The 22492-nt window shown below is 36.1% G+C and carries 20 protein-coding genes; 17 read left to right on the top strand and 3 right to left on the bottom strand.

Annotated elements, in window-relative coordinates; all coding sequences use genetic code 11:
* The first annotated feature begins 42 nt into the window (after nt 1-42).
* From LB449_RS11075 to LB449_RS10995, 17 genes are all read left to right on the top strand, one after another.
* Nucleotides 43-417, top strand: a complete 375-nt coding sequence (locus tag LB449_RS11075; RefSeq protein WP_224455168.1) for a hypothetical protein — start codon at nt 43-45, stop codon at nt 415-417.
* A 71-nt stretch (nt 418-488) separates the two neighbouring features.
* Entirely contained in the window at nt 489-1673 is a 1185-nt protein-coding gene (locus tag LB449_RS11070; protein WP_224455167.1) for a TolC family protein, read from the top strand.
* A gap of 18 nt (nt 1674-1691) precedes the next feature.
* Nucleotides 1692-2033: a hypothetical protein gene (locus LB449_RS11065; RefSeq protein WP_224455166.1), complete on the top strand. Its 342-nt coding sequence runs from the start codon at nt 1692-1694 to the stop codon at nt 2031-2033.
* A gap of 10 nt (nt 2034-2043) precedes the next feature.
* A complete protein-coding gene (locus tag LB449_RS11060; protein WP_224455165.1) occupies nt 2044-3546 on the top strand; it encodes an efflux RND transporter periplasmic adaptor subunit in 1503 nt (500 codons plus the stop codon).
* A gap of 56 nt (nt 3547-3602) precedes the next feature.
* On the top strand, nt 3603-6683 hold the full coding sequence (locus LB449_RS11055) for an efflux RND transporter permease subunit (protein ID WP_003440293.1): 3081 nt from the start codon (nt 3603-3605) through the stop codon (nt 6681-6683).
* Nucleotides 6684-7683: 1000 nt separating this feature from the next.
* The gene (locus LB449_RS11050) at nt 7684-8250 is read left to right on the top strand and encodes a helix-turn-helix domain-containing protein (protein WP_003440288.1); all 567 of its coding nucleotides are present in this window, start codon (nt 7684-7686) and stop codon (nt 8248-8250) included.
* 83 nt (nt 8251-8333) lie between these two features.
* On the top strand, nt 8334-10679 hold the full coding sequence (locus tag LB449_RS11045; RefSeq protein ID WP_224455164.1) for a multicopper oxidase domain-containing protein: 2346 nt from the start codon (nt 8334-8336) through the stop codon (nt 10677-10679).
* A 2-nt stretch (nt 10680-10681) separates the two neighbouring features.
* On the top strand, nt 10682-11998 hold the full coding sequence (locus tag LB449_RS11040; protein WP_003440283.1) for an APC family permease: 1317 nt from the start codon (nt 10682-10684) through the stop codon (nt 11996-11998).
* A 16-nt stretch (nt 11999-12014) separates the two neighbouring features.
* Nucleotides 12015-12572, top strand: a complete 558-nt coding sequence (locus LB449_RS11035; RefSeq protein WP_224455163.1) for a hypothetical protein — start codon at nt 12015-12017, stop codon at nt 12570-12572.
* Between the two features lie 69 nt (nt 12573-12641).
* A complete protein-coding gene (locus tag LB449_RS11030; protein WP_003440277.1) occupies nt 12642-12833 on the top strand; it encodes an SHOCT domain-containing protein in 192 nt (63 codons plus the stop codon).
* A gap of 6 nt (nt 12834-12839) precedes the next feature.
* A complete protein-coding gene (locus LB449_RS11025; protein WP_003440274.1) occupies nt 12840-13226 on the top strand; it encodes a DUF302 domain-containing protein in 387 nt (128 codons plus the stop codon).
* 43 nt (nt 13227-13269) lie between these two features.
* Entirely contained in the window at nt 13270-13905 is a 636-nt protein-coding gene (locus tag LB449_RS11020; protein WP_224455162.1) for a DUF3347 domain-containing protein, read from the top strand.
* Complete coding sequence (locus LB449_RS11015) at nt 13906-14361, top strand: heme-binding domain-containing protein (RefSeq protein ID WP_147228729.1); 456 nt, start codon at nt 13906-13908, stop codon at nt 14359-14361.
* Between the two features lie 21 nt (nt 14362-14382).
* Nucleotides 14383-15216 carry a universal stress protein gene (locus tag LB449_RS11010; protein WP_003440266.1) on the top strand — a complete coding sequence of 278 codons (834 nt, stop codon included), beginning with the start codon at nt 14383-14385 and terminating at the stop codon, nt 15214-15216.
* Between the two features lies 1 nt (nt 15217).
* Nucleotides 15218-15436, top strand: coding sequence for a hypothetical protein (locus tag LB449_RS11005; RefSeq protein ID WP_003440262.1), 219 nt, complete (start codon nt 15218-15220; stop codon nt 15434-15436).
* A gap of 81 nt (nt 15437-15517) precedes the next feature.
* Nucleotides 15518-18067, top strand: coding sequence for a heavy metal translocating P-type ATPase (locus LB449_RS11000; RefSeq protein ID WP_003440260.1), 2550 nt, complete (start codon nt 15518-15520; stop codon nt 18065-18067).
* A 267-nt stretch (nt 18068-18334) separates the two neighbouring features.
* A complete protein-coding gene (locus LB449_RS10995) occupies nt 18335-18964 on the top strand; it encodes a class I SAM-dependent methyltransferase (protein ID WP_003440259.1) in 630 nt (209 codons plus the stop codon).
* A 706-nt stretch (nt 18965-19670) separates the two neighbouring features.
* Here LB449_RS10995 and LB449_RS10990 read toward each other — a convergent pair.
* The 3 genes from LB449_RS10990 to LB449_RS10980 form a co-directional block, all read right to left on the bottom strand.
* Nucleotides 19671-20201, bottom strand: a complete 531-nt coding sequence (locus LB449_RS10990; RefSeq protein WP_003440258.1) for a hypothetical protein — start codon at nt 20199-20201, stop codon at nt 19671-19673.
* Between the two features lie 204 nt (nt 20202-20405).
* On the bottom strand, nt 20406-20690 hold the full coding sequence (locus tag LB449_RS10985; RefSeq protein WP_003440257.1) for a helix-turn-helix domain-containing protein: 285 nt from the start codon (nt 20688-20690) through the stop codon (nt 20406-20408).
* A gap of 79 nt (nt 20691-20769) precedes the next feature.
* Nucleotides 20770-22062 carry a tyrosine-type recombinase/integrase gene (locus LB449_RS10980; RefSeq protein WP_224455161.1) on the bottom strand — a complete coding sequence of 431 codons (1293 nt, stop codon included), beginning with the start codon at nt 22060-22062 and terminating at the stop codon, nt 20770-20772.
* Nucleotides 22063-22492: the final 430 nt, after the last annotated feature.

Raw genomic sequence — 22492 nt, 5'->3', positions numbered from 1 at the left:
ATAAAGGCTCTTTTCTTTTTAGGCATATTTAGCCTATTTTTTTTGCATCAGGTAGTACCTCATTGGCATCACCAGGATGAAGTTCAGCATTCGCATAAAGCTATTGCACATAGTGAGAGTCATAGCCACAATCAAAATGTCCCAGAAAAAGAAAGTTCAAATAAAGGGCTTTTAGATTTGTTTTTAGTAAGCCATGCACACTCTGTGGCTTCTAATGATATTTTGGTGACCAATAAAATTGGTGTCAAACACTTCAATCTTAAAAAAGATATAAGCTCGCCTGCCTCGGATTATCATTATAGCATTTCTATAAACTATAATGAAGCGGAAAATGTTATGGATTACCATCCACCTCATATTTATTTTGAGCAATATCTCTCATCCCTCAATTCGCGAGGTCCACCATCTTTAGGTTAATCGTTTAAGGGTACTTCTCTAAAGACAGTATTCCACCTTATCAATTAAGATTAAACCTAAAATTTCAAACAATGAATAAACATATCGTATTCGCAATTTGCGGGTGCCTATTCTTTATTAATGGTTTCTCACAAACTATAACCATAGAGGAATCACTTGATGAAATAGAACAAAATAATAAAGAGTTAAAGGGCTATCAAGCTTTTATTGAGAGTCAAGAACTCAAAAATAAGAGCACAAATAATTTACCAGATCCCCAAATTTCAGGATTTTATCTGCCTTTTGGTGATAACGCTACAGGAAATTATACCGAATATCAGGTGTCTCAATCTTTTGAATTTCCAACAGTATATGCCGCGCGTGGTAAATGGAACGACTCTAAATCAAAACAATTAGTATCAGCTTATTTAAAGCGAAGACAAGAGGTCTTATTGAAGGCGAAAAATGTTCTTATAGAAATCGCTTTCCTACAAAAACAGAAAGTTATAGAAACCAAAAGGAGAGCCCAAAGCAAGCAAGTTTTTGATCAAATTCAAAAGCTTTTTGACAAAGAGCAAGTTGGACTTTTAGATTTGAACAAGGCTAAAATTGCTTGGATTCAAGAACAATTTGTGGTACAAAAGATAGAAAGCGACATACAAATCCAACTGTCGAAACTTAAAACCTTGAATGGTGGGAAACCTTTAGATAGTATATCACCAAAAATTATTTCGCCTATTAAAATAGGTACAGTAGAGAATCTTTGGCAAGAAAAATTATCCAAGGAACCTGCATTGCAAGAATTGAAGCTAAACGAAGCAGCTTCACTTCAAAAAATAAAACTGGAGGAAAATAAAGGATTGCCAAATTTAGCGCTTGGCTATAATTACCAAGGTGTAAACGAAAGCAATTATTCTGGTTTTTATGGAAGTATTTCGATCCCCCTATGGAATAGCAAGAACAAAGTAAAAGCTGCCGAGGCAAATTATGAATATCTGCAATCCACTACTGAGGTTATTACCAATTCTCTTAACACACAATTTCAGGAAACCTTCGAAAGATATGAGTTGATACTCCGAAAATACAATGAGTATCAAATCACAATGGATAATTTAAATAGTGAGCAATTGTTATTTAAAGCCTATCAATTGGGTGAATATTCTTTTATGGATTATTATGTAGAGCTTCAGTTCTACCGAAATGCATCAGATAAAATGCTGCAAATGGAAAAGGAACTACAACTGCTTCAAGCACAATTATTAAAACATCAATTATAAATTTTAAAACACACACTTATGAAAATTTCAAAAATAATATTCGTAACCGCAATCGCATCAACTTTTTTGGTAAGCTCTTGTAGAGATACTAAAACCGAAAGTAGTGATGACCATGGCCACGAACACAATGCAGATGGTGGACATATGCAAGATGAAAAGGTAGAACAAGAAGAATTTCAAGTAGGCAAAGATTCTATGGAAACAAACACAGAAGAACACGGTCACGAACATGGAACTGACGAGAATCACAGGCATGAAGAAACAGACGAGCATAAAGAATTTGAGGTAGATACAAATTCTATGGAAATGAATAAGGAAACACACACTCACGGTAATGGTTCAGAACATCAAGACCACTAAAAAATAAAATATGAAATATATACTAATAGTGCTCGCCCTTATGGCAATGTCTTGTAACAACAAGGCAGATGATGCACACGCTCACAATGCCGATGGTAGTCATGCTGGAGAAGAAATGCCAAGATTGGACCATACCATTTGGACAGATAAAACAGAATTATTTGTAGAATTTCCTGCGTTAATTGTTGGTAATCCAAGCAGATTTGCAGCTCACTTCACTGTTTTAAACAAGCATCAACCTGTCCGTGAAGGTTCGGTTACAGTTAGTTTAATTAAGGGCAATAAAGGATTGAGGAATACTGTTGATGCTCCATCATCACCAGGCATATTTTCGCCTACGATTCAACCGAAAGAAGCTGGAAATTACCAACTTGTATTTGAATTGAAAACACCTGAATATTCTGATAGAATTACGATTGATGATGTAACTGTTTATGCAAATTTTGATGATGCTTTAAAGACTTTAGGGATTGCCGAAGAAGATGAGAGCATTTCGTTTTTAAAAGAACAGGCTTGGAAAATCGATTTTCAAACTTCACCTGTAGTTTCGGGTGAAATTTACAATGTCATCAATACTTCTGGTGTATGGATGCCATCCCCAAACTCTGTGAAATCGTTGGCCGCAAAATCTAATGGTGTGGTTGATTTTAAAATGAATATTCTTACAGAAGGAACTGTAGTAAAACAAGGTCAATTATTGATGAGCTTGAATAGTCAAGGCTTGGCATCTAATAATTTGAATACAGAAATTGAAAATGCACGTGCCAATTTTGAACAAGCCAAATCTGAATACGAGCGTAAAAAAGAATTGTACAATTCTAAAATTATTCCAAAGTCAGATTTCGAAATTGTGGAGAGTAATTTTAGTAAAGCCAAATCTATCTATCAATCTTTAGCATTGGGAGTTTCAGATGGAAGCAAACAAATTCGAGCACCATTTGATGGTTTCATCAAGTCTATTTCAGTTTCTAATGGGGATTATGTAGACCAAGGCGTAGCATTAATATCTATTGGCTCACACCAATCTAAAATACTAAAAACACAACTAGCTCCAAATTATGGGCTTTCGATGGAGAATGTGAAAGGTATTTGGTATCAAACTAAAGACGGACAATGGAAGAGTGTAAGTGATAGCGAGGGGGATATTCTTTCTATCAGTAAAGATGTAGAGCGAGATAATCCTCTGATTTCAGTTTTTGCCCAAGTAAATGCAAGTGTGGATATGCCTGACGGTAGTTTGACCTCAGTACAAATTACGATGGGCACCGCTAATGAAAACACAATGATTCCTGTGAATGCCTTATTGGAAGACTACGGAAGTTATTCAGTCATCGTTCAGCTTTCTGGCGAAAGTTTTGAAAGACGACCTATAAAGATTGGCGAGCGAAACGGAGAGAATGTTGAAATACTACAAGGCTTGAAAGTAGGTGAAACGGTCATTACTACAGGAGCATACCAAGTTAAAATGGCTTCAATGTCGGGTTCAACTCCTGCACATGGTCACGATCATTAATGAAATGTTGAATTATGAATTCAACATTAAAAATTCAGCATTAAAAATTAAATTAGATGTTAAATAAAATATTATCATTTTCACTTCAGAATAGATTATTCATTCTATTGGGTGCGGTTGCTTTAAGTGTATTGGGTATTTACTACGCTCGAACAATGAATGTAGATGTATTCCCAGACCTTACGGCACCAACGGTGACCATACTTACTGAAGCGCACGGAATGGAATCTGAAGAAGTAGAGAAATTAGTTACCTACCAATTGGAAACAGCCTTAAACGGCTCGCCCGATGTACGAAGGATCCGTTCCTCTTCTGCAGCAGGAATATCAATTGTTTGGATAGAATTTGAATGGGGAACCGATATATATAAGGCCCGCCAAATCGTAAGTGAACGCATCCCTATGGTTCGTGAAAACTTACCTGAAGGTATTGGTGCGCCAACTATGGCACCTATTTCATCCATTATGGGGGAAATAATGCTTCTGGGTGTAACCTCAGATAGTTTGTCACCAATGGAATTAAGAACCCTTTCTGATTGGACTATACGACCGCGTATAAAAGCAATTGGTGGTATTGCAAATGTGGTGGTCATAGGAGGCGATTATAAGCAATATCAAGTATTTGCCAATCCTGAAAAGATGAAACATTATGATGTGAGTCTTTCCGAATTGGTAGAACATGTTAAGGAAGCTAATACCAATGCGCCTGGAGGAATTATCAATCAATATGGCAATCAATACATAATAAAAGGTAGTGGTAGAGCTTACGTGTTAGAAGATTTGCAAGAAGCTGTTTTAAAGGAAATTAACGGTCAAACCATTAAAATAAGAGATGTGGCAACGGTTCAAATTGGTGCTGCCGATAAAATTGGCGATGGTTCTTTAAATGCAAAACCAGCAGTGATTTTAACCATTTCAAAGCAACCCGATGTCAACACCTTGGAGTTGACAGACCGACTTGACGAAGCCATTGCCGATTTACAAAAAACCTTACCAAAAGGGGTCAACATCAAAAGTCAAATCTTTAGGCAATCTGATTTTATTGATGCCTCCATTAGCAATCTGAATCAAACTTTATTGGAAGGCGCATTCTTTGTAATGATTATCCTTTTCATCTTTTTGATGAATTGGAGAACAACCTTAATATCCTTGTTAGCAATTCCTATTTCATTATTGGTATCTATTATCATTTTAAAATGGTTGGGTTACACTATCAATACAATGAGTTTGGGTGGTATGGCAATTGCCATTGGTGCCTTGGTAGACGATGCAATTATAGATGTGGAAAATGTATATAAACGCTTGCGTGAAAACATAAGAAAGCCAAAAGCAGAACGTGAATCAACCCTTACAGTTGTTCGTGAAGCATCTGTAGAAATAAGAAGTTCTATCATCATTGCAACCTTAATTATTATTGTGTCTTTTATTCCCCTTTTCTTTTTAAGCGGAATGGAAGGACGCTTGTTGCAACCCTTGGGTATAGCCTTTGTAACGTCTGTTTTAACATCACTAGTTGTTGCAGTAACCGTCACACCAATTTTGTGCTCCTATTTATTAAATAACGAAAAGCTTTTAAAAAAGCAAGCAGATGGTACCCGTGTGGAACGTTGGTTACAGAAACATTATGGAAACCTATTGGGACAAGCTACAAAAATTCCTAAAACCATTATTGGTGTAACTGTCATCGCATTTCTTTTAAGTCTTGTCCTAGTCACACAACTGGGAAGAAGTTTTCTACCAGAATTTAATGAAGGTTCCTTGGTGATTAGTGTCGTTGGACCCCCAGGGATGTCTTTGGAAGAAAGCAACAAAACAGGAAATTTGATAGAGACCATTTTGTTGGATTTACCCGAAGTTGAAGTTGTTACTCGAAGACAAGGAAGAGCTGAATTAGACGAACATGCGCAAGGCGTAAATGCTTCGGAAATTGATGTGCCTTTTGTTCTCGAAGACAAGACCAAAGAAGAATTTTTTGAAGAAGTTCGAAATAAATTAAGCATCGCACCAGGTGTTAATATCACTTTAGGGCAACCTATTGCTCACCGTATAGACCATATGCTTTCGGGAACTCGAGCTAATATTGCAATCAAGATTTTTGGTCCAGACTTGCAGCGGTTATATGAGTTAGGTAAAAGTGTCGAACAGAATATTAAAGATATCGATGGATTGGCAGATGTTGCTGTTGACCAGCAAATTGAAGTGCCACAGATTCGCATTCAGCCTAAGCGCCAAATCCTTTCGGGTTACGGAATGACGGTAGGTAATTTAATGGAACAAGTTGATATTGCCTATGCTGGGGAAGAAGCAGGAGAGATTTATGAAGGACAGAAATATTTTGATGTGGTGGTTCGTTACCAGAAATCCTTTAGGGATGATATAGAGGCCATTGGAAATACCTTAATTAGTTTACCAAATGATGGTCAAACCACTTTGGGAGAGTTAGCGACTGTCCAGTCGGTAAGTAGTCCTAGTAAGATTAGCCGTGAAGACGTTCAACGTAAAATCGTAGTCGCTGCAAATGTCCAAGGAAGGGATTTACGCGGTGCTGTAGAAGAAATAAAAGAAACCGTAAACCAAAACATTTCATTGCCTGAAGGGTATAGGGTGCAATACGGCGGACAGTTTGAGAGTGAAGCTAAAGCATCACAATTATTATCTATAACTGCAATCGTTGCTATCGCTATCATTTTTCTGTTGCTATATTATGAGTTTAAGGATGTTAAATTGGCTTTTGTCGTACTGATAAACCTGCCTTTGGCATTAATTGGTGGAATTTTGATTGTGTATTTTACAACAGGTATCATCAGTATCGCAGCTACTATTGGTTTTATTAGTTTGTTTGGGATTGCCACTCGTAATGGAATACTATTAGTTTCTCGATACGAGGATTTGAGAAAAGAAGGGATGAAAGGCTTTCAATTAATTAAAATTGGAGCATTAGATAGATTAAATCCTATCCTAATGACAGCATTTACAACTGGTTTAGCACTAATACCTTTAGCATTAAAAGGCGGAGAACCAGGAAGTGAAATTCAAAGCCCGATGGCTGTAGTTATTTTAGGTGGATTGCTATCAGCTACGGTTTTAAATTTGGTGGTTATTCCTTGTGTTTATCAATTGGTTATTAGAAAACAGTAGTTTTACTAACCAATGATATAAGATTTAAAAGGGCTGTTGAAAGTCTAGCAACAGCCCTCTTTTTTGGCTTATGCTTTTCAAAATTCTGAAAAAAATATTTGAAATTAAATACCAAATTAAAGTTTGATTTTTATGTTATATTTGTGGAAGTATCAAATGAAAAACATAACTCACATATTATTTCTGTTTTTGATATTTTTGGTTATTCCAACAAGTACTATCTTAGCCTGCGAAAATTCTTCTGATAAAGCTGAAGTGGTTAGTACTTCTTGTTCGAAACAAGATGATCATTCAGAAAAAAAATCTTGTTGCGATAGTGGGGATGAAAGTTGTGATGGTTTTTGTAATAACAATTCTTGTCATTGTCCAGTATCTGTGAACACTCCCATTTTTAAAAACAATTATCAATCAAAATTGAATAATAATTTCAAACTTTTAGACAATAATTGGGCATACGTCCAGCTTATTCCAAAAGCAGTCTATATTTCCATTTGGCTCCCTCCAAATATAAGCTAAAACCTATTTTGACAGCCATAGGTCTGTCCTTTTCAGTAGAACCAGAAAAGTAGTATTATTTAGCTTTTACAAGAACTTTCAATTTATAAAATGAAAAGGAATTAACAAATAACTCCTTTTCAAAATCTATATATTTTGATTAGTTCATAGAACTTTCAATTTATAAATTTCATCGTAATATCTACTGGAGTCTAACTCCCTGTTAAAAATTTAAAGTAGAAACCGCGACCTGTTTGAAAGCAGTATTTAAAGAAAATCTAAAAAAATGAGAGTTATTAATTCTAAATAGTAAAAGCTCAGAAACCAAAATGGCTACTATTTAATCGAACAGCTTTAAAACTTAAAAGAATGAGTACTAAAGCAGGTTTCTATTGTCAATTATGATAAGGTTTTTTTGATATTCAATATTTCAGATGAACCAAATAAAATTTCAAAAAAGATATGACTTGCAACTTTGCAGTATTAACTATATAAATAAATAACGATGGTAAAGGATTTCTATATTAAAAATATGGTATGCGATCGATGTATCAAGGTGCTCAAGAATGAAATTGAAGCTCAAGAAATAGAGTTGCAAGAAATTGTTCTTGGCCGTGTACAACTAGACTTTAAAAATGAAAAACAAATTGATAAATTGAAAGTAATTCTCCAAATCAACGGTTTTGAACTCATTAATTCTGTTGAAGATAAATTGACTGAACAGGTGAAGATTCAACTCATTAAAATATTATCTAATCTACCTCTTGATTTGAACGAGAAATTATCAACACATCTCTCACAAAAGGTGCATCAAGACTACTCAAGATTGAGTAAGGTATTCTCATCAACTGAAGGTGTGACTGTTGAGAAGTACTTCATAAAGCTAAAGATTGAGAAAGTAAAGGAACTGATCCAGACACAGGAAGAAAACTTTACGGAGATCAGTCAACTATTGGGGTATAGTCATATCAATCATTTAAGTAGGCAATTTAAAGTCGAAACAGGATTAAGTCTTTCTCAATACAAAGCTGAACAAAGAAAGGTCAGAAACCCATTAGACCAAATTGTATAGATATAAACCAGAATTATGACACAACGCTCTGAAAATCAGTCTTATTTTTGTACAAACTACAGAAAAAAAATAAATAGATGATAATGAGACTATTAGTGCTGCTCTTGTTCTGTATTTCCTTAGGGGCAAATGCACAATTGACGGCAAATAAATCTGAAGAGAATGTGGACAACTGGCCAGAACGCGTTTATGACCTAACCATAGATTACAAAACGGTAAACTTCACTGGAAAGGATATAAAAGCAATGACTGTGAATGGAGGTATTCCTGGTCCTAATCTGGAATTCAATGAAGGGGAGTTTGCGATTATCAATGTCACCAATAAGATGGATGTAGAAACATCAGTTCACTGGCACGGGCTTATTCTGCCTAATTTCTACGACGGTGTGCCTTACCTAACCACGCCCCCCATCAAACCAGGCGAAACTCTACAATACAAGTTTGCTTTGAAACAGTCTGGAACCTATTGGTACCATTCGCATACGGGATTACAAGAACAACGTGGTGTGTATGGTAGTATTCAGATAAACCCAAAAGAAACCAATTTAGAATACGATAAGGACTTGGTTTTAGTGCTTTCAGACTGGATGGATGAAAATCCAAAATCACAGCTTAAAAATCTAAAAAGAGGTAACGAATGGTATCTGATTAAAAAAGGTCAAATACAAAGTTGGGACAAAATAATAAAGAAAGATGCAGTGGGTGCCAAATTAAAAATGATGTGGCAACGTATGCCAGATATGGCTATTCTTGATAATTATTATGACAAGTTTTTTGTTAATGGCCAATCTACTCAAGACTATAATGATTTTGAACCAGGGGATAAGGTAAGAGTCCGTTTTGTCAACGCCTCTGCAGCAACCTATTTCTGGTTGACTTTTGGCGGTAACGACCCAATTTTAGTGGCTTCAGATGGATTAAATGTTGTGCCCATCCAAAAGAATAAAACGCTTATAGGTGTTGCCGAAACCTACGATTTTATTGTTACCATTCCCGATAATGCTAAACTAGAAATACGAGCGACTTCTCAAGATGGTTCAGGACAAGCCTCTGCTTATTTGGGAGATGGTGATATGCTGAAAGCACCAGTAGTTCCAGAGCCAGATTTAATTGAGAGCATGAAACGCATGATGGCTATGGACATGAAAATGGGTGCACCTGCAGCAAAATTCAATCCTTCTAAGACTGATTCCATTAAGTATATGAAAAAATATGCAATGAAGATGGATAGGATGAGCATGAATGATGATATGAAAGCGGGTGATGTGTCAAAAAAGACTGATCCCATGAACATGAATCAGGATCAAATGGATATGAAAATGGGCGATAAGTCTATGAAAAATGGGGAGAAGAAAGACATGAAGATGGGCTACATCATACCAAAAGATAAAGTGATAGGCGACAATATGAAAACAGGTGGTAATCCAGAATTCAATTACAATTATCTGCGCTCGCCAGAACCTACAGAGTTTGAAAGTGATAAACCTGTTAAAGAAATGCTTTTCAATCTTACAGGTAATATGAATCGATACGTCTGGAGTATCAACGGTGTGCCACTTTCAGAAACAGATAAAATTAAGATCAAACAAGGCGAAGTGGTTCGTATCACTTTAAACAATTTAACAATGATGCACCATCCTATGCATCTTCATGGACATTTCTTTAGAGTATTGAATGAGAATGGTGAATACTCTCCATTGAAGCATACTGTCAACGTAGCACCAATGCAGAAGGTTGTGATAGAATTTGATGCGAGTGAACAAGGAGATTGGTTCTTTCATTGCCATGTATTGTACCATCTTGGTAGTGGTATGGCCAGGGTTTTTAGCTATGATACACCAAGGGATGAGCGTTTAAAAGATTATCCTTTAAAAAACCTAACTAATGAAGCGGATCACATGTTTACTTGGGGAGAAGTAACAGCAGCAAGCCACATGACAGAGTTATTCTACACGGCAACAAACATAAGGAATCAATTCATTTTGCGCGGCGAATACGGCTGGAATGAAAATTTGGAAGCAGAATTCACCTATGAACGCTGGCTAAACAGTTATTTCCGTGTATTTGGTGGTGTGAATATGGAGAATGAGATGGAAGATAGTCTAGATGAGATTGGAACCACAGGTGTGATAGGTGTGCGCTACTTGCTTCCACTTCTTGTTGATTCTGATTTGCGAATAGACAATAAATTGAGACCTACAATTTCACTGTCAACCGCCACAATGATTTTTAGAAGGGTGGCCGTTTTTGGGGAATATGAATATCAGATGGATTTTGGCTGGGTAAATGATTTTGAAGACGGCACCGACTTTGAAGAAGAAACCGTCTGGAAGGTTGGTTTAGAGTACGTGTTAAGTCGAAACTTTTCATTGATGGGAAACTACGATAACCGCTTTGGTGCGGGTGGTGGCCTTTCATTAAGATTTTAACTATGGATAATACCTATAAAAAAAACAGTTTATCACTCATTGGAGCTATAGCCCTAGGGACTGGTGTCATGATTGGTGCGGGAATTTTTGCCCTATTGGGTCAGGTGGCTGAACTATCTGGTAATTTATTTCCCTTTGCCTTCATTGTTGGAGCTATAATTTCAGGATTTAGTGCTTATGGCTATATCAAATTGTCAAATGCATTTCCATCCGCTGGTGGTATTGCAATGTATTTGGTTAAAGCTTATGGCAAAGGAACTGTTGCAGCATCGGGTGCACTTTTAATGGCATTCTCAATGATCATAAATGAGAGTCTGGTGGCCCGTACTTTTGGTTCTTATACGCTGCAGCTTTTTAATGTAGGCGACAATAGTGTTTGGGTGCCGATATTAGGTGTACTCCTTATTGTTGGCGCCTTTCTGATTAATATTTCAGGAAACAATATTATTGGAAAGTCGTCATTGATTATGGCTATCATTAAGGTTGGAGGTATTGCTATTTTTGCCATAGGGGCGCTTTGGGCGGTTGGATTCTCTTTTCAAGATGCAATTTCATTGAATAATTCAACAGATTATCCTACTACAGATTACTTAGGTGCATTGGCTTTATCTATTTTGGCATATAAGGGATTTACGACGATCACAAATAGCGGTGGAGAAATTGTAAACCCAAAAAAGAATGTTGGCCGAGCTATTATTATTTCACTTTTAGTATGTACAGTAATATATCTATTAGTGGCATTTGCAGTGTCTTCAAACCTAACAATATCAGAAATTGTAGCAGCAAAGGATTACTCATTGGCCGAGGCCTCGAAGCCAGCTTTTGGTAAATACGGATTATGGTTTACCGTAGGTATAGCCATAGTGGCGACCATCTCGGGAATTATAGCCAGCATATTTGCCGTATCAAGAATGACCGCAATGTTAACGGATATGAAGCTTATTCCTCATAAACATTTTGGTATGCCAGGGAATGTTCAGAAACACATGCTGGTGTATGTTGCTGTAATTGCCATAGTCCTAACGATATTTTTTGATCTAAGTCGAATCGCATCTTTAGGGGCTATATTTTATCTGGTGATGGACATCGGCATCCAATGGGGAATATTGCGTAACTTAAGAAAAGAAGTGAAGGCTAATTCAGCCATAATTATAACGGCGATACTTTTAGATGCTGTAGTCTTAAGTGCCTTTTTATGGATAAAAGCAAGCTCTGATATAATAGTCATCATCGTGGCATTAGTGGCTATGACCCTTATCTTTTTAGGAGAAAGATGGTTTTTGAAAAAGAATAATACAAATAAGATTCAGAATAAATAATTTAAAACAACAAAAAATGAAAAATCTAAGAACAACAACAGTAAACATTTTAATAGCAATTGGATTAGTTGGAACATTGGCCAGCTGCAAGTCTACTTTCAATGCTACCGAGACTTTAAGTGTAGAAGAAAACAGGCAAGCTGTCTACCAGGAAATCATTTCAAACCCCGTTCAATTGACCAACTTCATCAGTGAGGCTCGAAAAAATGAAGAAGCCAAAATGATATTGATGAAAGGCCACATGGAACAGATGGAATCTGAAAATATGAAAATGATGATGGGCAAAAATCCCGAAATGAAAGAAAAAATGCAATCCCATATGCAGAAGATGATGGAGAATAATCCAGAAATGATGCAAAAGAAGCATTCCAAAATGTTGGATAAAATGATGGAGAGCGAAAAGGGTCGTAAAATGTTGATGGATAAAATTCATTCTAACGGAAAGATGAAAGAAGATATGAAAGCAAAGATGATGCAAATGATGGATCAAAACCCTGAGATGATGAAAGAAATGATGCAGAAAATGATGGATAAAAATCCTGAAATGAAAGGGAAAATGAAAAATAAGGGATAATAAATTATTGCCTTAAAGATTGGGCTTGATAATAATAAATAACCAGTTAACTATAAAAACTATACAATTATGATGATGTGGTGGTGGATATTGATACCTGTTTTACTTGTTTTGGGTCTTTTTCTATATAATGGAAAAAATAGACAAAATACCGTGAAGAGAGAAAATCCTATGGATATTCTGGACAAGCGGCTCGCTAAGGGTGAAATATCCAAAGAAGAGTATGAAGAACAAAAACAAGCGTTGAACACTAAAAATTAAAAAACAATGAAGTATTATTTTAATAAAACAATCGAAGGTACTTTTCTAGAGGTTATCGATAAAGTCAAGAAAGGATTGAAAGTGGAAGGGTTTGGCATACTCACAGAAATCGATATAAAAGAAACCATGAAAAAGAAACTTGATGTGGATTTCAAGCAGTACAAAATTCTTGGTGCCTGCAATCCGCCTTTTGCCTATAAAGCGTTGCAGGCAGAAGATAAAATAGGCACGATGTTGCCCTGTAATGTCATTGTACAGGAAATTGAAACGGACGTGATTGAAGTAGCTGCGGTCAACCCGATGGCGTCTATGCAAGCTGTAAATAATGAAAAATTGAATGACATTGCCAACGAAATAACTGCAATGCTGGAAAAAGTAATTGAAAGACTGTAAGGTCACCCTAAAAATTAATAATTATAAACTTAAATTTAAAGCAATGAGTAAATTAAGATCAACATTAGGTGTAGTTGCGATAGCATTTATAACCTTAACAGCAGTGTCTTGTAACGATAACAAAAAAGAACAAAATAAAGCAGATGGTGACCATTCTGAAATGAGTGTCGATGGAGATCATTCAGAAATGAATCACGACAACAGCGATGGGCACCACGATGTAGACAAGAATGCTATGGCAATAAATGACAGTCAGGATTCAAAGGCTGAAGTTATTTTAAAAGACTACTTCAACCTGAAAAATGCTTTGGTAGGCGATGATAACGCAAAAGCTAAAGACTTAGGAATGGCATTGACACAATCTCTAAAATCTTTTGATGTGTCAAGTCATTCTAATACTGAGCAAACAAAATTGAAGGATATTATTGTAGATGCCACAGAACACGCGGAGCACATTTCAGAAAGTGATATAGCTCACCAGCGAGAACATTTTAAAATCTTAAGCAAAGACATTACAGATATGGTCGCTATTACAGGAACAAACAAGAAGTTATACGAGCAATTTTGCCCAATGTACGATGGTGGTAGTGTTTGGTTAAGTATGGAAAAAGATATTAAAAATCCTTACTACGGTAGCCAAATGCTTAACTGCGGTAAACTACAACGAGAGATCAACTAAGTGAAGATTTTCAAGGTTATAGCTTGGATTGCTTTGATTGCGTTTGTGGGGATTCAATTTTTTCCTACCGACCGCAATGAAAGTGATTTAATACCTCAAACTGATTTTATGTTGGTCAACCAAGTACCAACTTCTATTCAGAATCAACTAAAGGAATCTTGCTATGATTGCCACAGTAATAATACGAAGTATCCTTGGTATAATAAGATTCAACCAGCTGCTTGGTATTTGGAAGATCATGTTAAAGAAGGAAAAAGCGAGCTTAATTTTAACGAATGGGATTCCTTGTCTAGGCGAAGAAAAGCTAGTAAACTCCGTTCTATTATCAAGCAAATTGAAAGCGATGAGATGCCGTTGAGTAGCTATACCCTAATTCACAGTGATGCTGTATTGTCTAAAGCACAGCAAACCGAGATCATTGAGTATATGAAAAAATTGAAAGCTGAAGCAAACTAAATTAATCAAAAACTACAGACAATGAAAAACATATTAGTGCCCACAGATTTTTCAGATAATTGTGAGAAAGCAGCAAAATTAGCTATTGAAATGGCAATACTTTTTAATTCAGAAATCCATTTTTTACATCAGCTTAATACACCTGTAAATTGGGTAAAACTCGATAAGACCCAGGAGCATAACTATCCTGATACTCTTGAGGAAATAGGGATTGCTAAAAGCAAATTAAGGGCTTTGGACAAAGAGGCGGAGCACAAAGGTTTGACATCCAGAACGTTTTTAGAATTTGTTTCAAATGATAAAGCAATTTTATCACATTCAGATAATTTTCATCATGATTTCATTATTACAGGAAGCAAAGGCTTGCAAAAAGGGTTTTTAGAACAATTGTTAGGAAGCAGTGCCCAAAAAATCATACGATCAGCACGAGTGCCTATTTTAGTTGTAAAGGAAGACACAGTAACATTTCCATTCAAAAATATTGTGTTCGTATCTGATTTTAAAGAAGACATTTCCAGTGTTTTCGAAGAAGTAAAAAAAATGGCTGAAAAATGCCATGCAAAAATCCATTTACTAAACATCAACACCACATCGGATGTTAATAGTGTTGAAAATGGGCTTCAACCCATCAGGGACTTTTTAAAGGACTTCTCAAAACCAGAAGACTATGCGATTCACGTATACAACGAATCTAGCGTACTAAGTGGCATTGAAAAGTTTGAAGAATCTAATGAAGTGGACTTAATAGTAATGTACACCCATAGTAGAAAGGGATTATCAAGTATATTTTCAAATAGTATTGCTGAAAGCATAACAAATCATTCAAAAAAACCAGTGATGACTGTTCATCTTTAATATGGAAAACTACGATACCCTTTCGGAAGCTATAAACGATTTAAAGGCAAATGGCTATACCTATGATTTAAACTTGATGGCGCATTTTGTGGAATGCGATTCCCCAAAAGTTCAATGGCATCCCGAAGATTTCAAAATCAATAAAGTATTCTGTTTTGAAGGGATGAGCAATCCTGGCGATAATAGCAGCCTCTATGCTATTTCATCAACTCATGGGTAAAAGGACTTCTAGTAGATGCTTACGGAGTCTATGCAGAAGGTCCGTCCTTAGAAATGAACTTAAAATTCAGATCACATTAAAATGAAACACACCTATCATATTCACGGAATGACCTGCAATGGATGCAGAAATCACGTAGAAGAAACGCTCTCTAAAGTAGAAGGAGTTTCAAACGCTACGGTTAATTTAGAACAAGAAGAAGCCACAATTGAAATGGAATCACACATTCCTATCGAGACGTTTCAAAAAGCACTGCAGGAAGATGGCGGTAGCTATAGTATTCACAAAAATCCCCTCCCAACCTCCCCGAAGGAGAGGAGCCCAAAGACTTCGAAAAATAAGAGTGAGAAAAGCCCCTTTCAAGGGATAGGAGGCTCCTTTTACTGTCCCATGCACTGCGAAGGCGACAAAACCTACAACAAACCTGGCGATTGTCCTGTCTGCGGAATGGATTTGGTAGAAGAGCAAAATTTATCGGCAGTAACCTCTGAGCAATGGACCTGCCCAATGCATCCCGAAATCGTGAAAGACGAACCTGGAGCTTGCCCTATTTGCGGAATGGACTTGGTACCGTTGCAACCAGATATTTCTGCCGAAGAAAAGACCTATAAAAGACTATTAAAGAAATTTCGGATAGCGGTTGGTTTCACACTTCCCATTTTCTTGATGGCGATGAGCGAGATGATTCCTAACAATCCATTATACGATTTGATGGAACAAAAATGGTGGAACTGGGCTCAGTTTGCATTATCAATTCCTGTTGTGTTTTATGCTACTTGGATGTTCTTTGAGCGAGCCTATAAAAGTATAAAAACGTGGAATCTCAATATGTTCACCCTTATCGGGATTGGTGCAGGTGTAGCGTGGTTGTTTAGTGTTTTTGGGATGTTGTTTCCCGATTTTTTCCCTGAACAATTTAAAACGGAATCTGGCGCAGTACACGTTTATTTTGAAGCTGCAACCGTAATACTTACGCTTGTTTTAATGGGTCAAGTCCTCGAAGCTCGTGCGCATAGTAAAACCAATTCCGCAGTCAAGGAATTATTAAAGCTTGCACCTAATAAAGCGGTACGTGTGGTTGATGGAAATGAAGAAGAAGTTTCCATTGATAAAATTGAAAAAGGAGATATTCTAAGAGTTAAACCAGGCGACAAAATTCCTGTAGATGGTATTATCACTGAAGGAAAAACGACAGTAGATGAATCAATGATTTCTGGAGAGCCTATTCCTGTTGATAAAATTAAAGATGACAACGTAAGTAGCGGTACCATCAACGGTAACCAATCCTTTTTGATGAAAGCCCAAAAAGTAGGTAGCGACACCTTGCTTTCTCAAATTATACACATGGTCAATGACGCGAGCCGCAGTAGAGCGCCAATCCAGAAACTGGCAGATACGGTTTCAGGCTATTTTGTACCTGTGGTCGTTGGCATTTCATTAATTACGTTTGCCGTTTGGGCAATTTGGGGTCCTGAACCAGCTTATGTTTATGCGTTAGTCAATGCCATTGCAGTACTTATTATTGCTTGTCCTTGTGCTTTGGGATTGGCAACACCTATGTCAATAATGGTTGGTGTAGGTAAAGGTGCACAAAACGGTGTATTGATAAAAAATGCCGAAGCCCTCGAGAAATTGGACACTGTAGATACACTCATCATCGATAAAACGGGAACCATTACGGAAGGGAAACCAACTGTAGAAAAAATAGGTTCATTTAATGATAGTCAGCCCACTAGCAAGGAAGGTTTTAATGAAAGTAAAGTGCTGCAATACATCGTGTCATTAAACAGTAATAGCGAACACCCCTTAGCAGAGGCAACTGTGAAATATGGTAAAGAGCAAAATGCTCAAATGATAAAGTCAGATGGATTTAGTGCAGTCACAGGCAAAGGGGTACAAGCTACTATAAATGACAAAAAAGTTGCTTTGGGAAATCCTAAAATGATGGCTTATGCTAATGTTGAAATTGACTCACAGATGCAAGAAGAGGCCAAAACTTATCAAAAACAAGGGAAAACAGTATCGTATTTAGCAGTAGATGAAAAAGTAGTAGGTTATGTAGTTATCGGTGATAAAATCAAGGATACCAGTGCTAAGGCTATAAAAGAGCTTCAAGCCAAGGGTATTGCCGTAATTATGTTGACGGGAGATAATCACGATACTGCTCAAGCAGTAGCCTTAGAACTTAGCCTTGCTGACTTTAAAGCCAGTATGTTACCCGAAGACAAACTCAAAGAAGTAACAAAATTACAGGAACAAGGCAAAGTAGTTGCTATGGCAGGTGATGGTATAAATGATGCTCCAGCATTGGCTAAAAGTGATGTTGGTATTGCGATGGGAACAGGAACCGATGTGGCTATTGAAAGTGCCATGATTACATTAGTCAAAGGCGATCTCCACGGGATTGTGAAAGCAAAAAATTTGAGTCACGTCGTCATGAAAAACATCAAACAAAACCTGTTTTTTGCACTCATCTATAACACGATAGGTATACCCATTGCCGCAGGGGGTTTATTTCCAGTTTTTGGGATTCTGCTATCACCTATGATTGCAGCTCTGGCGATGAGCTTTAGTTCGGTTTCAGTGATAGGCAATGCTTTGCGGTTAAAAACAAAAACAATCGAGAGATAGAATACCGAAGTTGTACATTCGTAGTAGTATTGAAGGTTGTGTAATGGAACTGGAGCAAAGGGATGGGCTAATTTTAATTTACAATTTGCCAACTTGATAAAGGATGAGCTTATATTTGTAAATACTATTAGAAGAGCTTTGTGAGGGGAGACTTTCAAGCACGGTTCTGTGAGAGGCTTGGGGTGAAATCCCTTGGTCTACTCGACCACATCACGTTATACGCAACCCTGTTTGACGACAGACCATAAATAAACAGACAGAAATAAAATGGAAAATTTCGACAGAAAAAAACACTGGGAGACAATCTACCAGACAAAAGAACTTAAAGATGTAAGTTGGTTTCAACCGACACCAGAGACGTCTTTAATTTTCTTAAAACAGTTCAATATTCCGACCACTGCAAAAATAATTGACATTGGAGGTGGCGACAGTTTTTTAGTTGACAACTTGCTCGACTTGGGTTATCAAGACATTACCGTTCTCGACATTTCAGCGACAGCACTTGACAAAGCAAAGCAACGACTTGGCGACCGAGCAGATAAAATAAAATGGATAGTTGCAGACGCAGCAACTTTTAGACCGACAGAAAAATACGACTTTTGGCACGACAGAGCAGCATTTCACTTTTTGACACAAGAGCAAGAAATTGAAAACTACCTCGACACAGTGCAGAAAAGTATTCAGCAGACAGGTGTTTTAGTTATCGGGACATTCTCTGAACAAGGACCAAAAAAATGCAGCGGAATTGAAATAAAACAATATTCCGAAACAACAATGACCGACCGACTGACAAGATTTTTTGAAAAAATTAAATGTATAACGGTTGACCACAAGACACCGCTCGACACTATTCAGAACTTTATATTTTGCAGTTTTAGAAAATTAAAGACGTCTTAACAGGACACGAATAAAAGAAGGGGCAACATATAACAGCACCTACAAGAAATTGGCGGTTCAGTGCTTAAATGAGGCTTTATGCTTCGTATCAAGTTTTGTGGTAGCAGACAGTTTAGTGCTTCGAAATCGCCAACTTCTTGTAGCTGCAAAACGTTGGCAATAATTAGAAAAAATAATGTAAATACTTAACATAAATATGAATCTATCTACAGGGTTATAAGGAATAAGCCTTTACGATGGAAAAGAAATAACGGATGTTACTAATAAAGAACCTTGGACAAAATAAAAAATAACTGTTGCCAATCGAGTAGACGGGTGACGACTTAAAAGTCGTCACTTCGCTTCTCACACCATCGTAAATACAGGTCTCGTATACGGCGGTTCGCAATCCATCTTTTCAATCGCTCTTTACACCAATTGAAACGATTCCATACTTTTTGAACAGGCTACCTGTTTTCTAGGGAATCGGTCACCCAATAGCAAAAACTATTGCTCCCATCCTAATTTCTGGAAGGATCACGTTCCGTCCTCCCCTACTTGTGAGACCTGTCCAGTTTTATAAAACTCGTTTCCTGTAGGTACTATGACCTCAGCAGACTTCTCTATTATACCATCCCGTGTTTATATGGATCTCCCCTGGTAATTACACCTTCCCTGCCTTCGAGGGTAGTCAAGTAGGTTCTACTTTTTCTACATAAAACAAATTTTAGGGCGTGGGATTATTAGAGGTGTACCCTCTGTAAAATCCAATTAAAAAATCTACAAGCCATTTTATAGCTAAGAACATAAACCACAATACAGCCATCGAAATACGCCATAAAAATTTAAAAATATTCACGAAAAGACTTAAGGCTAAAAAGATTAATTGAAGCGTAGCTGCATTTTTACCTCTTAACTGTACACCTGCTAATTTAAAACTCGAGTAATTGGGTTTAAATAGATTATAAGAGCCTCTTTTATTTTTTATGGAAGTACTCACACCACTTTTTGAAACATTAAAGTTGAAAGGACCACTTTCATATCGACCTATAAATTGAAAGTTCCCGCGTTGAAGTCCCATTCTAGCTCCTCTAAACAGTTTTTTATGAAGCCTGACACCATGATTAGTATTTATGGTAGCTCCATAACCATCTCTTGATAATGTTTTAGTAGCTGAAACCCCTCCTGTTCTAGAAACACGGAGAATCTTACCACGATATTCTATCCTCTTTTTTAGTGGTTTACTATTTTCAGGCATTAGTGAATTATTTTTGACTGTTTTTAAAGTTAATAAATTTTCAACTTAAATACTGGTCTGATTTTGTAAAGGCATTATATTTTATAGGCGGTAAAGCCTAAAGTAATTTAGGCTAATTTGTAATCAAATTCGTTATGAAAGGGCAATAGGCACCGACTTTTTTTATTAGAAATACAAAACTACAACCCAACATAATTTCTAATTTTAATATCTGCTCTGACACCTTGAATTTTTGAGATAAGCCATTAGGTCTTCATGTAAAAAATATATTTTTTTAGAAGGCTTACAATATGCGATTTCATTGTTGTGTATTAAATTATAAAGGGTTTTTTGCTTCAAGTTTAAAAAGTCTGCTGCTTCACTGAGCGTGTACTTTAATTTACTTTTTCCATTTATTTCAAGATTATCTATCTTTTCCTCTAAGCTTTTTACATATTCCAATATTTCACCAATTTTGGATGGTAACTCATCAAAACTTATATTTTCCATGTCATTCTATTTAATACTTATATGGACATTCATGAAAAAGTTTAGTAGTTTTCAAAAAAAATTACACATTTAATATCTTCTATAAAAGATGTTTTGTTAAATTACTTGATTCATTAGCATCAGTTTTTTTCGAAAAATCTAAAATCTTGTCATTTATCTCTTGAAACGTTTCCTCCTCAAATCCTTTAAAATATAGCATAGTTGTTTCCACTGAAGTGTGTGTTAGTCGTTTACTTACTACTTCAAACCTTACACCTGAAAGTATAGCAATTGTAGCAAAAGAATGTCTTGCCCAAGAAAAAGAAACATTTTCTTGGATACCTATTGAATTAGCAAACTTTAAAAAATGCTGATTAATTTTTCTATTAAAATTTTTTTTCCTTTTGCGTTTTTCCATATCATTCATATCTATGTTCAGAATATCGAAAACGTAATCTTGTGGTTTATCTGGATTGTAGTCACCGTATTGTCTTATAACTTCTTTAGTGAAATCTGTGAGATATACTTTTATGGGAATTCTAGTTTTAACAGTATGAAGTGTTTTCTTTCTCTCAAAATAAAAAAACCCTTCTTCTAAATCCTTATTTTTAATCATGAGAATGTCTTTAAGATTAAGTCCATAGCTGAGGTAAGAAAAAAACCAAAAGTCTTTCGACATTTTTTGATATGGAGTTGCAGATTTTGACTCGTATAATTTTTGAACCTGTTCTTTTATCAATGCCTTTTTAATATTTTCACCTTTTGGTATAATGTAACCGAATTTTCCAAATGGATACTTATCATTTGAGACGGCCCCTTCGTGAATAGCTAGGTTAAAAATAGACTTTAAACACCTTAGATACATGCCTATCGAGCTAGTTGTAAGTAAACCTTTATCGGTGCAATGCTTGTCAAATTTAATCAACCATTTTGGAGTAATTTGATTAAACTCAGGGACTTTATCATTGTTGTATTTCTTTATGAATTTATAGGAACACTGATACTGGTCAGCTGTACCAAGTCCACCACTTTCAGTAAAATCAGTAATCTTCTTATCGTAATAATATTTTAAGTCTTTTTTTTGGGGGCCATTTCCATAGAAAACACTTTTAAATTCATCTTTATCAAACCTGCCCAATTCTAAGATACATGAATCTACACTATCTAGGAATTTTAGCATTTCCATTCTAAGATTTCGAAACTTTGCCTTAGAATTTTTTTTAAGCCACGCTCCTTCAAAGTCGGCTTTTAAAAGTTTGAAGGGTGTTTTAATATAGCATTTATCTTTTGTAATTGAATTAAAAACGAAAAGTCGAACGCTGTGTTGTCCTCGCTTATTTTTATGATTTTTGTTAAGTTCTAAACTAAGTGTAATCGAATCTGTATTTTCCATATCTATTATTTTATGTTGTAGGAGCTTTTTTTTAAAAGTTTAGTGAAGAGTTCAAAAAATATTATTTGTGAATAATTTGTGAATAGGAAAGGAAAATGATGAATAACAGATAGTTTCAAATAAACTATAAATACCTCTAAATGTGATGTATAGGGAATAAACAGATAGTAAGAAGGAATAAGAAAACCATATCCGTCCTGCTTTGGGAGCAGGAGGTCGCAGGTTCGAATCCTGCCACCCCGACGAACCGTACTTATACGGATACAAAAACACTGTTAATCTATTGATTTTCAGTGTTTTTTGTTTTTATGGCATTATTTGATATGCTTTGATATCATCCTATCCAGTGAATGATTCGGTGAATAGTTTTTACACCTCATTTTACTATCTTAGAAGGATCATTAGATTGATTTTACTTTCGTCTTTAACA

It is taken from the genome of Psychroflexus lacisalsi (assembly GCF_020164495.1).
GTDB classification, from domain to species: domain Bacteria; phylum Bacteroidota; class Bacteroidia; order Flavobacteriales; family Flavobacteriaceae; genus Psychroflexus; species Psychroflexus lacisalsi.
This window is presented reverse-complemented; position numbering and strand designations above follow the sequence as displayed.

Coding starts and splice junctions, on each gene's coding strand:
- LB449_RS11050 (WP_003440288.1), top strand. CDS start 7,684: ATGGTAAAGGATTTCTATATTAAAAATATGGTATGCGATCGATGTATC.
- LB449_RS11060 (WP_224455165.1), top strand. CDS start 2,044: ATGAAATATATACTAATAGTGCTCGCCCTTATGGCAATGTCTTGTAAC.
- LB449_RS11000 (WP_003440260.1), top strand. CDS start 15,518: ATGAAACACACCTATCATATTCACGGAATGACCTGCAATGGATGCAGA.
- LB449_RS11020 (WP_224455162.1), top strand. CDS start 13,270: ATGAGTAAATTAAGATCAACATTAGGTGTAGTTGCGATAGCATTTATA.
- LB449_RS10985 (WP_003440257.1), bottom strand. CDS start 20,690: ATGGAAAATATAAGTTTTGATGAGTTACCATCCAAAATTGGTGAAATA.
- LB449_RS10980 (WP_224455161.1), bottom strand. CDS start 22,062: ATGGAAAATACAGATTCGATTACACTTAGTTTAGAACTTAACAAAAAT.
- LB449_RS11045 (WP_224455164.1), top strand. CDS start 8,334: ATGAGACTATTAGTGCTGCTCTTGTTCTGTATTTCCTTAGGGGCAAAT.
- LB449_RS11055 (WP_003440293.1), top strand. CDS start 3,603: ATGTTAAATAAAATATTATCATTTTCACTTCAGAATAGATTATTCATT.
- LB449_RS11035 (WP_224455163.1), top strand. CDS start 12,015: ATGAAAAATCTAAGAACAACAACAGTAAACATTTTAATAGCAATTGGA.
- LB449_RS10990 (WP_003440258.1), bottom strand. CDS start 20,201: ATGCCTGAAAATAGTAAACCACTAAAAAAGAGGATAGAATATCGTGGT.
- LB449_RS11065 (WP_224455166.1), top strand. CDS start 1,692: ATGAAAATTTCAAAAATAATATTCGTAACCGCAATCGCATCAACTTTT.
- LB449_RS11030 (WP_003440277.1), top strand. CDS start 12,642: ATGATGATGTGGTGGTGGATATTGATACCTGTTTTACTTGTTTTGGGT.
- LB449_RS11040 (WP_003440283.1), top strand. CDS start 10,682: ATGGATAATACCTATAAAAAAAACAGTTTATCACTCATTGGAGCTATA.
- LB449_RS11005 (WP_003440262.1), top strand. CDS start 15,218: ATGGAAAACTACGATACCCTTTCGGAAGCTATAAACGATTTAAAGGCA.
- LB449_RS11070 (WP_224455167.1), top strand. CDS start 489: ATGAATAAACATATCGTATTCGCAATTTGCGGGTGCCTATTCTTTATT.
- LB449_RS11010 (WP_003440266.1), top strand. CDS start 14,383: ATGAAAAACATATTAGTGCCCACAGATTTTTCAGATAATTGTGAGAAA.
- LB449_RS11025 (WP_003440274.1), top strand. CDS start 12,840: ATGAAGTATTATTTTAATAAAACAATCGAAGGTACTTTTCTAGAGGTT.
- LB449_RS10995 (WP_003440259.1), top strand. CDS start 18,335: ATGGAAAATTTCGACAGAAAAAAACACTGGGAGACAATCTACCAGACA.